The organism is Dyadobacter sp. CY261 (assembly GCF_021440085.1).
GTDB lineage: Bacteria > Bacteroidota > Bacteroidia > Cytophagales > Spirosomataceae > Dyadobacter.
In genome coordinates, this window is record NZ_JAKCPW010000021.1 from 69,651 (window position 1) to 82,652 (window position 13,002).

Here is a 13,002-nt window from a genome sequence, read left to right on the forward strand (position 1 = left end):
CGTTTGAGTACCTATGAACCGGATTCTTAAAGCTTATTTAAAACGACTTACCAATCTCAGTACCCGCAACAAGTCGCTGTTACTCACAAACTTGTCTGCCGAGCAATTTCTGGATTTTCATGATATTGATTTCCTGTTGTCCAAGCCTTCAATAGAAGTGCTACAACAGGTTATTCAGGGGAAGGGCCGGGTTGCATTATGCGATGTCGCCGATCCCCGGTTCGAGAAGGTCAATGAGGTCAGTAAAAGGCTTCGTAAAATTTCCCGTACAGAGCGCTTTATTGAAGAGGAAAGAGGTTCCCGCGATCTTTATGTAGGTTATCCTTTTATCAAAGGCAAACTTTCGGACGGTACACCTATTCATGCACCATTGCTTTTTTTTCCTGTAACCCTGCGAATGGACCGCGAGCAGTGGTGCCTTTTGGAGCGCGACGACAGTATTGTGGCATTAAATCAAAGTTTTGCACTGGCTTATGGACATTTCAACGAGGCAAAAATCCCGGATGAAGTGCTTGAAAAGTCATTTGAAGATTTCCCAGAGGATTTTCTTGAATTCAGGACACAATTATATGAATGGTTAAAGTCGACACCGTTCAAAATCAATTTCAATCAACAGCTTTTCGAAGACAAGCTCATCGCATTCGATGCCGGAAAAGCCTCGGAGCTGGTTACTAATGAACGTAATGGCGAGCTCAAACTCTACCCGGAGGCGGTTCTGGGCATATTTCCGCAAGCGGGATCCTATCTGGTGCCCGATTATAACAGACTGATCGATCTAGCCGACAAAGAGCATTTCAGCATTCCTTTGATTGGTTCGGAGGAAGCGGAAGGAGAAGTTGAGGGACAGACTGAGCCTGTTCCCACCTCCGAAAACCGCCAGATGCGGGAAGAGGACGTGCTGACACCTTTCGCGATCGATGAGTCGCAAGAGGAGATCATTCTGGCGGTGAAATCGGGGCGGTCGGTGGTGGTACAAGGCCCGCCGGGGAGCGGCAAGTCGCAGTTGATCTGCAATCTCATTGCGGATTTTGCTTCCCGGGGTAAGCGGGTATTGCTGGTGTGCCAGAAACGGGCTGCGTTGGATGTGGTTTATCAACGTCTGACAACCACCGGAATGAAGGATTTTACCGGCCTCATCCACGATTTCAAGAACGACCGGTCGGCATTGTATATGCAGATTGCCGCGCAGATCGAGAAGGTGGACGCTTACCGCCAGCAAAATTACAGTCTCGATTCGGTGTTCCTCGAAAGGCAATTTACCCAGGAGAGCCGTGCGATTGACAAAACGGTAAGCGAACTGGATAATTTTCGCTTGGCACTATTCGATGAAAATGAATGTGGTGTCAGCATTAAAGAACTCTACCTCACCAGCGACCCACAGAAGCCGCATGCTGATACGCGCCAATATTACCGGCAATTCAGAATTGACGGCTGGGATGGTTTCAAAAGGCATTTGAAGACCTATTTCGACTATGCATTCCTGATCCGTCCAGGGCATCCCTGGCATCAGCGACGAAGCTTCGCATCATTTGGCGTGGGAGAGTTGCGGACCATGGAGAATATGCTCTTGGAATGGCCAGCCGCGTTCGAAAAGCAATTAAGGGCATTTGAAAAACTAACAGGTTTACAATTTAATAAAGAATATATTAGTCAACGGCACGAAATCGTCGAACGACTCACCCATATTGAAGAGCTGGTGATGGACGAAGCTTCCTGGAAGTTGCTGAAAAAGTATACTGGTTCCGGGCCAAATCCACATGAGCGGCTGGCATTGGCGCGTCAGGCGGTTGACACCATGGAAGGGTTTTTGGCCGAGGGCGGCATTGAGATGTCATTGCCAGCCCAACAGCTAAACGCATTTGAAATTACGCTGAAAAAGTCGCTGGAAACAAAGCAGTCGGCGGTGTCGGGCTTTTTTTGGGATGTTTTTAGTAAAGAAAAAAGGGAAATAGAGCGTGTAGCTAATAATAATGGCCTAACTATAAAACTCGAAGATCTAACACGTCTTGAAGAGCGGATTAGGAACCGCCGACAGTTGGAATCCTGGCTGCAAAATACAAGCCTAGGTTTCGAACCAGGATTCATCGACGATTTTTCGGCCGACCGGGCGGGGGAATATCTTTTATTTTTCAGATCCGCGGAGCGTGCGGCTGACGCGACCGCTCGTATGGATATGCGCATGTGGCGGGGAGTGTTCCACGAAATAGTTCGGGTAAATGATCATTTGGGCCAGTTTAAGAATATAATTCAAAACCTTAAGCAATGGCTGCAAGTATGGGACCGGATGGAAAAAGCGATGTTGCCCTATTTACTGCCAGCACAGATCACCGCATTGATCGACGAGCCTGCGGGTTATAGCAGGACATTGCTCGAAGCGCTGCGTAATGATTTTGATTCGCTGGCTGATATGGATCGCTTATGGGAAGGCATGACGAAGGTAGAGCAGGACACTGCCCGCGCCATATTGGATAAGGCGGTGGAATTAGCGCTGCCGGATGCCAATGCGGCGTTGGAACTGTTTGAAAATAGCATTAAGCTGGCCTGGATCGAACATGTTGAGAGCAAGTATCCCGCTTTGCGGTCGGTTACATCACTGAAAATGAAGCAGTGGGAGGATCAGATGCAGGGAAGTATTGCATTGAAACAAAAGCTAAGCTCTGACATTGCGAATATCAAATTGCGGGAGGCTACTTACGAGGACGTCGAAAAGAACCGTCTTGGAAACCGGGTAACGTATAGAGAGCTCGGGCATCAGGTTACCAAAAAGAGGAAAATATGGCCTGTCCGCAAGATGTTCGAACATTATGCGGACGAGGTTTTTGCTTTGATCCCCTGCTGGATGGCATCACCCGAGGCAGTTTCGGCTATATTTCCAATGGAAAAAGGATTGTTCGACCTGGTGATCTTTGATGAGGCATCTCAATGTTATGCCGAGTATAGCCTGCCTGCGGCATTCAGAGGAAAGCAATGGGTAGTAACGGGTGATAGCAAGCAGCTTTCGCCCAGCGATCTTTATCGTGTGCGGTTCGAGGATAGGACAGAGGATGAGGAATATTCGGCAGCAATTGAAATAGAATCATTATTGGATCTTGCAGGACAGTCGCTCGACCATTATCAATTGACGGGCCATTACCGTAGCCTTTCGCTGGATCTGATCGATTTTTCTAATAGGAAGTTTTACAAGCAAAGCCTGAAACTGCTGCCTGATTTCAACAAAATCAACGATCGTGAACCAGGTATTCAATACATTAAGACGGATGGCGTCTGGAAGAATAATACGAATCCGATTGAAGTGGAAGAGGTGTTGAGACTGGTCCGAGAGCTTGGGAGCAGCGGCAGAAGCATGGGCGTGGTGACCTTCAACTTTTACCAGCAGGCTGCAATCCAGGATGCGCTGGAAAGGGAAATCGCTGTGCCGGAAGGACTTTTTGTGAAGAATATCGAGAATGTGCAAGGCGATGAGCGCGACGTGATCATCTTTTCGATGGGCTATGCGCCGGATGAAAAAGGCCGTATTTCAATGCAATTTGGTACGTTGAATATGCAGGGAGGAGAAAACCGCCTGAATGTGGCCGTGACACGGGCGCGGGAAAAGATCTATTTTGTAACAAGCCTATGGCCGTCACAACTTCAAACCGAGCATACCGCGAATGAAGGTCCCAAATTACTGAAGGCCTATATGGATTATGCCTTGCAAGTGTCGGAGGGTAGGTTTGAGCCTGCACCACTTACGACTGGCCAGTTCCGTTCCGACTGGTTATTGAAGGAGCGCCTGGTTAAGCAGAATCCCGCTTTTGAAAAAGAGCTTCCTTTTGGGGACATTACCGTCAAAGAAGAAGGGGCCTACAAGGGCTTGGTTCTTACGGACGACGATCTTTACCATTATAGTAAGTCGTCCAAAGAGCCTCACGCTTATCTGCCCCTTCTGTTGCGGCTGAAAAACTGGCCGTTCAGGCGCGTTTATAGCCGCGAATATTGGTCGGGAAACCTAAAAAACGGGTTATTATAGTTCCTTAATGCGGATATTGCGAAAGGAAACTTTGTCGCCGTGGTCTTGCAATGCGATCTTTCCTTTAGAAGATGCACCGAAGCCCTGCCAGGTTTTGAATTTGCTGTTGGCAACGAGTTTGTCCCATTCAGCACCTTGGGTCGGGAATTCAACCACTTTTTTGCCGTTCAGCCAGCTTTCACCTTTACCGCCTTTGATGATCACTTTTGCCTTGTTCCATTGTCCGGCAGGTTTTACGGCAGAAAAGTCAGACGGAGGAAGCATGTCGTACAAAGATCCCGATTTGTGGTTGCCTTCTTTTCCGGCTTTTGCATCTGGGTGTTTTACATCATCCAGTACCTGGATTTCAGGGCCGGTAGAGTAGGGGCAGCAGTATTTTTTATCTTCCACGACGTGGTAAATGATGCCGCTGTTACCGCCTTCTGCGATCTTCCATTCGAGTTCTAGTTCAAAATCGCCGTATTCTTTATCGGTAACGAGGTCTTTTCCACCTTTCTCCGCCAATACAACTGCGCCATCTTCGATTTTCCATTGTGGCAACACTTTATCCTGCTGCCAGCTATGCCAGCCGTTCAGGCTTTTGCCATCGAAGAGGGTAACCCATTTCCCTTTTTGCGCTGATGCGTCATTAGAAAAAGCCAGGGCGGCCAGGGCGATAACGGATGCTTTTCCGAAAGCCTTCCATTTTGTGCAATTCATGTTTCGCTTGTTAAAGTTTTAGTCCACAATATTAAGTACTTTTTGAGTTTTCAAAGGCATATTTGGATCGAAAGTTGACGGCTCCTATTTTTGGGAGTAGGTCAAAATCATCTGTCAATATATCCACATGGCATCTATATTTTCAAGAATCGTAGCGGGGGAGATCCCTGCCCATAAAATTGCGGAAACAGAAGATTTTCTGGCGTTCCTGGACGCATTTCCCATTGCGAAAGGACATACGCTTGTCATCCCGAAAAAAGAGGTCGATTACCTTTTCGACCTCGACGACCGATTGTACACCGGTTTGTTCGCATTTGCGAAGAGCATTGTTCCGGCGTTGGAAAAATCGGTGCCCTGCCTGCGAGTAGGTGTTAGTGTGATTGGCCTGGAGGTGCCGCACGCGCATGTGCATCTACTCCCACTGAACAGCATGGCCGACGCTGATTTTAGTACTAAAATAAAAACGTCGCAAGAAGAACTCGCGACGCTGGCTGAAAAGATCAGAAACAATTTGTGAGACGCGGCTCAGTAAAACGACAAGTCTTTTCTTACACCGAGCATAAATCCGTAAGTTTTACGGTACAGATCGCCTATATCGGCTGCGTAGGCACCTTTCACCGTCAAGCCACCAAGTATGTCAAGCTTTGATTGCATCATCAGCACGCCTGAGAATTGCCTGGGGGAACCGATAAACGGTTCGAGATAAGCACCGCTGTTCTCTGAATAGGAGAACTTACCCAGCCATTGAATTTTACGGAATAACGTGCCTTCCAGGCCGAGATGGAGCATCATTACACGGTTGTTGCTGGTGAAGTTATCGGCATAATTGGGCCATCTCCACTTGGTCTGCGAAGTTGGCGGAATGAACGGCGTTCCGATAGTTCTGTCGTAATAGCCCCATCCGTCGCGGACCTGCTGGTTGTTGAAATAATTGTCGTGCCCCCTTTTTTTTGGGTCGCCGATCACAAAGTCATCACCTCCCTGGTTTTTGGTATAAAGAAATTCCAAAACGGCCGTATTGATTTCGAAATTGGCCCCATATGAGTTTTTCCGCTTGATCCGGGCGCCGTACAAGCCGTCATTAATGGTGGTCAGATAAAATAGCGAGCCATCCTCGTAGATGAATTGCCTGTACAGAAAGATGCTGCTTCCGTAGGTTTCTACCTCTATCGCGAGGTCGATCGATCCGAGGTGGTTTCCTATCCGGCTGGTACTATCGAAATGGGTGATGTCGTCGCCGCTACCTCCGATAGATCCAATAACCGCATGAAAGTAGTTCGAGAGACCACTAGGCATCTGCCCGCCTTCACCGGCAAGACCGACAGTCGTTTTTCCACCCCATTGAACCTGATGGTTAAAACCACCATACAGCTTCAACAAGGAATGGCCTTTCCCGATGCGCATGTAGAATGCTTTTTGATGAAACTTCAGGTCGCTTGTAATCGGCCTGCCTTTTTCGAAAAGTCCGTCCGAATAAAATGCCTGAAAGGAAAGCCAGCCTTTTGTAAAAGGCACCGACACAAACTGGGTGGTTCCAATGTAGATCTTAGGAATAGGCAATGCGTTCCCCGACCATGCATATGAGCCGGAACCGATGGTAGAATCCGCAAGCCCAAGCGCTTGTTTCTTCCGGCCTACGTAAAATTCCCAGTTTTTATAACGAAGCGAGGCATGGGCCTGCGGAAGTCGGAAATCATTGGTCTGAACAAAATTGCCGACAGCTTCCACACCTCCGCCGACGCGCAATTTGTTACGCGTTTTATTCTCCGAAATTGTCCAGTAATGTTCGAGTCCTACGCGTGCACTAAGATTTGGTCCGGTTGTCGGGACTATTCCGTATTGGTTAGATTGTATCCAGAATGGCGTGTACCCGTTCGTGCTGCCCATTCCAACAAATTCTGCGTAGTTGACGGTCGAATCGGTGTATATAACTGGTTCTTTGGTCTCAGATTGGGAAAAACCAATAAAGGGCAACATTAGCAATATGAATAAAAGAAATCTCATAGGTGTGCCCTCACGCTTTGTCCATCATGTGTATTATAGCCAACAAAAATAAGTAGAACTTTTCTCTTATCATATTGCACGCCGCGTTGTTCGAAGAATATACGCTCAATCGAGAAAACCGCTTTTTCGAAGGCCGATCGTAAGTCCGTATGTGTTCGGATACAGTTCTCCAATATCGGATGATAATGCGGAATAAACACTGCATCCTTTTAAGATATTTAAGTTTTTTTCCGCACTCAGCAATAATGATACCTGTTGTTTGACATCTTCAAACGGACTTAAAAATGTCCCTGAATTACGTGAGTAAGTGCCCCGGAATGCAAGTTTAAGATTGAGCCATGTGGCGGTTGCCCCAGTATGAAACGCCCAGAAACGATTATTATTCGTGAATTCCGAATTATTCCGAGGTAAACCCGTATCGGTCGTGGCGGAAGCTGGTGCAAGCGGAGTGCCGATTCCGGATCCATAATATGCCCAGCCCCGTTGGTATACGTAGCTGTTGAAATAATTGCTTTTGCCAAACAATACGAGTTCAGATATCGGATAACGGTTGAGCTGGTTATGTGTTCCGACAACTTCCAGTAAGAATGAGTGGAAGGCAAAGTATGAAGATCCTTTCGGCAAAGGTTTGGCCCGTTTGATGCTCAACCCATTAAGACCGTCTTCGAAATTCGAAACTCTAAAAAGGGAACCCGTTTCATAGATATTCTGGCGGTAAAGAAAGAAGTTCCATTTTCTGCCATGCCATTCTCCACCGATATCAAACGTGCCGAAATGATTTCCTACCTTTCTGTAATCCAACGTTTTACCAGAAATTGTGTACCAGTAAGCCTTAGGCATTTTCAGCTTGTAAAGGGGCATGAGCTCCTCTTCTCCACCCCAGATTGCCTGATGGTTCGCGCCCAGATGTATACGATACCGGTGCGATTTGCCTCCCAGCCGGAAATATATCTGTTTCTGGTGCAGATAGGTGGATGAAACCTTGGGCACGCTTCCAAAGTTGACCCGGCTGCCGCCGAGATATCCGTCAGAATAAGTAAACTTGATTGCGACGAAGTTGTTTGTAAAGTATAAGGGAAAGTATTCGGGAATAGCGATCTGGAACCTTGGATGAGGACGTGCATTGCCGGCCATTGCCAGCGGACCCGACGAGAGCGTTGTATCGGCAAGACCGGCCGTCATTCTTTTCTGCCCGGCCAAAATTTCCACCCGGCCAAGCTTTGCTGCAACATATAAGTCCGAGAGAAAAACATTTTCCGATCTGCCGTAACTTGCAATTGCCTGGATACCAGCGCTCCATTGAAATAGCCGTGGGTTGTTAGGATTGTATACTTTATAAAAACCGGCGTCGACCATGCCGAAATAGCCGTTCATAGGCACACTGCCATTTTGGTTGGCATATTGCCAGAAAGGAGTCTGTGCCGTCGCACCAGCACCTGTTAGTGAGGCTTTGTAATATAACGTAGAATCCTGTGCGTGTGTGAAAGACGCGAGACAAGCAATGCAGAAGGTTAGTAAGGCTCGAATCTTAGAGAAAGGGTGCGACATTTAAGCAATAGAAATAGAACGTCCGTTGGGGTCAATGACATGGCTTCAAAGTTATCGGATAAAACCGGATTTTCTCCATCCGACCATTATGGCCATGTTGTTAGGATAAAGTTTGCCGATATCGGCGGCCAAACTCAGGGTTAAATAATCTTTACGAGATGCCGATAGCGACTTTTCTGCATTGAGAATAAAAGAGGTTTGATGTAAGGTCTCGCTGAACGGTCGTCTGTATGTTCCTAAATTAACCGAATGCGTGCCTTTCAGTGAAAAATTCAGGTCTTTCCAGGAAATATCTGCGCCGAGATGATACGCAATTATCCTGTTATTGGGGGTAAACAACGTGGAAGATGATTGAAGCTCTGGTCGGAATGAACTTTGCGGTGCAATGATAGGACTGCCAAGTGTCCGTCCCTTGTACGACCAGCCCCGGTTGTAGACGTAGTGATTGAAGTAATCATCCATCCCGAATGTGCTCGTGTTGAAATCGAAAACCGCGCCTCCCTGATTTTTTGTGTAGATCAATTCGAGTAAAACGGTATTGACGCTGATGCCGTCAGAAGGGCCAGGACGCGACTTTTTCTTAAATCTGAGTCCATTTAATCCATCTGCAACATTCGAAAGGTCGCTCAGCGAACCGTCCTCGTAAATGCTCTGACGGTAAAGGAACACATCCCATCGAGAGCCTTTCCATTCAGCTGCCAGATCTATGGTGCCAAAATGATTTCCCACCCGGCTGCTCAACCAGGATTTGCCAAAGACGACATATTCGTATGCACTTGATCGCTTAAGGCCACCGGTAAATATTTTGTCCTCGCCGCCCCATATGACCTGATGATTGAAACCTGCGAAAAGATTTAGCTTATGGCGCCGTTTCCCCAGTTTAAGGTAAAATGCTTTATGATGGAGATATGTTTCGTCCACGCTCGACACATTCCCATAGTGAACACCGGAAGGGCCGAGTATGCCGTCAGAATAAGTAAATTTGAAGCCAATAATGTCATTTCCAGGTATGATATTTACAAACTTAGGAGTGCTGAGCTGTATCTTGGGATATGGACGATAGTTTTGGGAAAGCGCGAAAGATCCGCTGGTGAGGCTGCTGCTGTCCGCGAGGCCAATCATTTCTTTGCGTTGGCCTACACTTAGTTCGACGGGGCCTGCTTTGCCCGCAATGAACAAATCAGTGAAAAAGACTGATGAATTTTTGCCAGCAATGCCAACGGCCTCAACTCCACCCGACCATTGCAGGAACCGTGGATTATTCTGGTTATATACGCGATGGAAGCTAGCTTTTATTCCGGCAAATGAACCCTTGGTAGGAATTATCCCATTCTGATTGTTACTTAACCAGAATGGGACTTGTGATGTAGATGCAGTACCCAGCAAGGTAGCTGAATAAAAGAATGTCGAGTCCTGAGCTTGGGTTTTAAAAGAATATGCTATGCAGAGAAGTAGCACAAAAAGATGTTTCCTCATTCAGGATTTGCATGTGGGCATAAATTATCTCCCTCTTTTTCCAAAGATTACAACTGCTGTCAGAAGAATGATCTTGAGTTCCAGGAACAGACTCCAGTTTCTGATATAGTACAAGTCGTACATCAATTTATGCCTTGCGTCGAACACACCCGCACCATACGAGTACATCACCTGAGCGTATCCGGTAATCCCGGGCTTTATGTTGTGCCTCAGATTATAGTAGGGAATGATTTCGTCGAAAGTTTCGGTAAATACCGGCCTTTCAGGCCTTGGACCAATCAAAGAGAGATCACGCCGGAAGATATTGATAATTTGAGGCAACTCATCGATTCTCGTCAGCCTCATGAATGATCCGTAACCGAAGATCCGGGAGTCATTTTTCTTTGAAAAGGTCGCTCCGTTCTGCTCCGCGTCAAGCCCCATTGACCTGAACTTGATACAATTGAAGAGCTTGTTGTTCATACCAACCCTTTCCTGATAGAAGAAAACGGGCCCGGGGGACTGGAGTCTGATCCGGAAATAACTAAATATCCAGATTGGTACGGTTAGAAGAAACAGTATTGCAGAGATCGTTACGTCTATGATTTTTTTCGGATAGCGAACTCTCCTGCCGAATGCGGGAATGGTCAATAGGTTGGGATTGATCTCGTTTACGTCCTCGGGGATGTAAACTTTTTTCAAAAACTTTTCGCAGAAATCGTATACCGTTGTGATTCGTATGGATTTGTTCTTTCTGACGACAAGCTCGTATATTACTCGGTTTCGCTTGTCATAAATAGGATTTGTAACCAGATGGACCTTTTCAAATTTGTCCAATAAAGGTCTTACAGTGTGGTTCAGCAGGTAGTCGTCGTCATCGGTGTGCGGGATCAGAATTATTTCCTTGTACCTTTTGAGCAGCGAAGACAGGTCATGCTTCTGCAAAAAATAATCGTAACTGGTTACAATTAAAACCTCCTCAGAAACGGCTGTTTTGCTTAATAGACGATGAACATACCGCCGGTTAGAGATGTAGGTGTTTTTCATATGTGTGCGCTAATGTTGGAAAAATTATACAACTAGTGTGTCAAAGTGCACAAGTATAGCCATTAACATTGAATAATCAAACTAAAAATTTAAGCACAAAGTCGATTGCAACGTAAAACCATTATATTAAATACCGGTTTTACAATAATCCGTCAGTCGGATCAAGTTTTTAGTCAAGTGTTGAATACAGAAGGGGAAGAATTACAAAACTACGAAAAATCGCAGAACCACAAGCTGTTACGGCTATTTAATAAAATAATTTTTATACCAATCGGCGAAGGTTCGGGTCCCGCGATCAATATCAGTCCGGGGACTGTATCCCGTGGCTCTTTCAAGTTCAGTCGTATCCGCCCAGGTGGAGACAATATCACCCGGTATCATAGGATGCATTTGCTTTTGGGCCGGTTTCCCAAGGTACCGTTCCAGACAGCCGATAAAGTAAATCAAATCAACCGGTTTCCCGTTTCCAATGTTGAAGATCTGATATAAATGGGGCAAGTTGGCACCGGTAATGGACGTGATTCCCTCGATAATATCGTCGATATACGTAAAGTCACGTTTCATTAATCCATTGTTGAAGACCTTGATCGGTCTATCGTTCAGGATTGCATCCGCAAAGAGGAAAGGGGCCATATCCGGTCTTCCCCAAGGGCCGTATACCGTAAAAAAACGCAACCCTACTGTTTGAAACTTATAAAGGTGGCTGTATGCATGGGCCATCAGTTCATTGGATTTCTTTGAAGCAGCGTAGATGTTGATAGGCGTATCAACTTTATGATCCGTTGAGAATGGTTGTGTTTCATTTAAACCATAAACGCTTGAACTGCTGGCAAATATCAGTTTTTGAGGCGGATACATCTGGCAACATTCCAGGATATTGAAAAACCCTTCGACGTTGGATTTAAGGTAAGTTCTTGGATTTTCTGTGCTATACCTGATGCCCGCTTGTGCCGCCAGATTGATCACATAGTCGAATCGATGCGTTTCGAAAAGTTCAACGAGCTTGTCCATATCCAGCAGATCGGCTTTGACGAATAGGTAGTTGCCCTGGGCGCTGGAATGGGTATTTGTATTTTGGCTGTCCAAGTCAACGCCGGTAATGCCGCACTCAGAAAGCCGGTCCAGTTTAAGGGACGTGGAATAATAGTCGTTGATATTGTCTATCCCCACAATCTCATAATTCAAGCGAATCATTTGTTGGACAAGATGAAATCCAATAAAACCTGCGGCACCGGTCACTAGTACCTTCATTGGTTGTACAATTTTACTATTTCTGTAAATATTCTGTTTTCAGAGAACTCCGAAATGGCCAAGTTCCGGCTCGCTGAACCCATATCCGTCCACCTTTCCCGCTCGGCGATAATTTTTTCGACAGCCCGTCTTATGGCTTCAGTCGAGCGCGGCGGAATGAGAATGCCGTTCTGATCGGGCACAATTGTCAAATTACAACCCGGAACGTCGGTAGTAATAACAGGTAACCCCGCTGCGAGCGCCTCGAGAATGCTCCTGGGGATGCCTTCGCGGTAATAGCTAGGCAGGATAAATACATCGGAATTTTGCAAATGCTCCGTGATGTTATCCTGCCGACCAAGAAACCGGATGCACGGATTTGTGCTATATCCTGTAATATAGTCGTTTGTGACGCCCCGCGGATTTTTATTGTCCGGCTCGCCGATGATCCTGAGTTCCGTTTTTTCCCGTACTTCGTCGGGCAATGATTCAAAAGCTTCTACAAGCTCCCTGATACCTTTTTCCCATATCAGCCTCGTTGTGCAAAGAAAAACCATTTTTTCAGATGAACCGCTGATCTTGTCGATGACGTCGGTGGAGGGGCAAAATTTTGTGATATTGACGCCGCTGCCCTTTACCACCTTAATTTTTTTCCTGAAATACTGTTTGAAAAAGAAATCGTTGTAATCGTCCGGGTTTTGGATGATTACCAGGTTGGCGCGAAGGAATTGCATTAGAAACAATACCTGCTGGATAAATTTGAGTATCCTGAACTTGACGGTCGTGTTTGCGAATGCGATCCCCAGGCCGGCAATGTGCAGGACGACCTTTTTCCCGGTAAATATATTCGCGCAGGAGTTGATAAGATTAGGTACGAACTTAAAAGAGTGTACGATATTCACATCATTCTCGCGTGCAAATTTTCGGATCTCAAGGACGGATTTGAGCAGGTTCAGCGGATTTTTACTATCGCGCTCGATACTTGAATGCTGCACGTGAAATCCTTCCTG

9 protein-coding genes are annotated in these 13,002 nt (G+C 46.4%); 2 read left to right on the forward strand and 7 right to left on the reverse strand.

The features are described 5' to 3' along the window. The first annotated feature begins 13 nt into the window (after positions 1-13). Positions 14-4,009 (forward strand): AAA domain-containing protein, encoded by a 3,996-nt coding sequence (locus tag LZD49_RS32505; RefSeq protein ID WP_234672451.1) that lies wholly within the window; start codon positions 14-16, stop codon positions 4,007-4,009. On the opposite strand, the gene LZD49_RS32510 is transcribed toward LZD49_RS32505, so the two are convergent. Further along, positions 4,004-4,708, reverse strand: a complete 705-nt coding sequence (locus LZD49_RS32510; RefSeq protein ID WP_234672453.1) for a DUF1080 domain-containing protein — start codon at positions 4,706-4,708, stop codon at positions 4,004-4,006. The genes LZD49_RS32505 and LZD49_RS32510 overlap by 6 nt on opposite strands. A gap of 127 nt (positions 4,709-4,835) precedes the next feature. On the opposite strand from LZD49_RS32510, the gene LZD49_RS32515 reads away from it, so the two are divergent. After that, positions 4,836-5,225, forward strand: coding sequence for an HIT family protein (locus tag LZD49_RS32515; protein ID WP_234672455.1), 390 nt, complete (start codon positions 4,836-4,838; stop codon positions 5,223-5,225). A gap of 8 nt (positions 5,226-5,233) precedes the next feature. Here the strand turns inward: LZD49_RS32515 and LZD49_RS32520 are convergent, their stop codons facing one another. The 6 genes from LZD49_RS32520 to LZD49_RS32545 all read right to left on the reverse strand — a co-directional run. Further along, the gene (locus LZD49_RS32520; RefSeq protein ID WP_234672456.1) at positions 5,234-6,685 is read right to left on the reverse strand and encodes a capsule assembly Wzi family protein; all 1,452 of its coding nucleotides are present in this window, start codon (positions 6,683-6,685) and stop codon (positions 5,234-5,236) included. Between the two features lie 132 nt (positions 6,686-6,817). Continuing rightward, positions 6,818-8,260 (reverse strand): capsule assembly Wzi family protein, encoded by a 1,443-nt coding sequence (locus tag LZD49_RS32525; RefSeq protein ID WP_234672458.1) that lies wholly within the window; start codon positions 8,258-8,260, stop codon positions 6,818-6,820. A gap of 51 nt (positions 8,261-8,311) precedes the next feature. Continuing rightward, positions 8,312-9,736: a capsule assembly Wzi family protein gene (locus LZD49_RS32530; RefSeq protein ID WP_234672461.1), complete on the reverse strand. Its 1,425-nt coding sequence runs from the start codon at positions 9,734-9,736 to the stop codon at positions 8,312-8,314. Positions 9,737-9,760: 24 nt separating this feature from the next. After that, positions 9,761-10,762: a sugar transferase gene (locus LZD49_RS32535; protein WP_234672462.1), complete on the reverse strand. Its 1,002-nt coding sequence runs from the start codon at positions 10,760-10,762 to the stop codon at positions 9,761-9,763. Between the two features lie 243 nt (positions 10,763-11,005). After that, a complete protein-coding gene (locus LZD49_RS32540) occupies positions 11,006-12,013 on the reverse strand; it encodes an NAD-dependent epimerase/dehydratase family protein (protein WP_234672463.1) in 1,008 nt (335 codons plus the stop codon). Beyond that, on the reverse strand, positions 12,010-13,002 hold a 993-nt coding region (locus LZD49_RS32545), incomplete at its 5' end, for a glycosyltransferase family 4 protein (protein ID WP_234672464.1). The genes LZD49_RS32540 and LZD49_RS32545, both read right to left, overlap by 4 nt.

Coding starts and splice junctions, on each gene's coding strand:
- LZD49_RS32510 (WP_234672453.1), bottom strand. CDS start 4,708: ATGAATTGCACAAAATGGAAGGCTTTCGGAAAAGCATCCGTTATCGCC.
- LZD49_RS32525 (WP_234672458.1), bottom strand. CDS start 8,260: ATGTCGCACCCTTTCTCTAAGATTCGAGCCTTACTAACCTTCTGCATT.
- LZD49_RS32520 (WP_234672456.1), bottom strand. CDS start 6,685: ATGTTGCCCTTTATTGGTTTTTCCCAATCTGAGACCAAAGAACCAGTT.
- LZD49_RS32515 (WP_234672455.1), top strand. CDS start 4,836: ATGGCATCTATATTTTCAAGAATCGTAGCGGGGGAGATCCCTGCCCAT.
- LZD49_RS32505 (WP_234672451.1), top strand. CDS start 14: ATGAACCGGATTCTTAAAGCTTATTTAAAACGACTTACCAATCTCAGT.
- LZD49_RS32535 (WP_234672462.1), bottom strand. CDS start 10,762: ATGAAAAACACCTACATCTCTAACCGGCGGTATGTTCATCGTCTATTA.
- LZD49_RS32540 (WP_234672463.1), bottom strand. CDS start 12,013: ATGAAGGTACTAGTGACCGGTGCCGCAGGTTTTATTGGATTTCATCTT.
- LZD49_RS32530 (WP_234672461.1), bottom strand. CDS start 9,736: ATGAGGAAACATCTTTTTGTGCTACTTCTCTGCATAGCATATTCTTTT.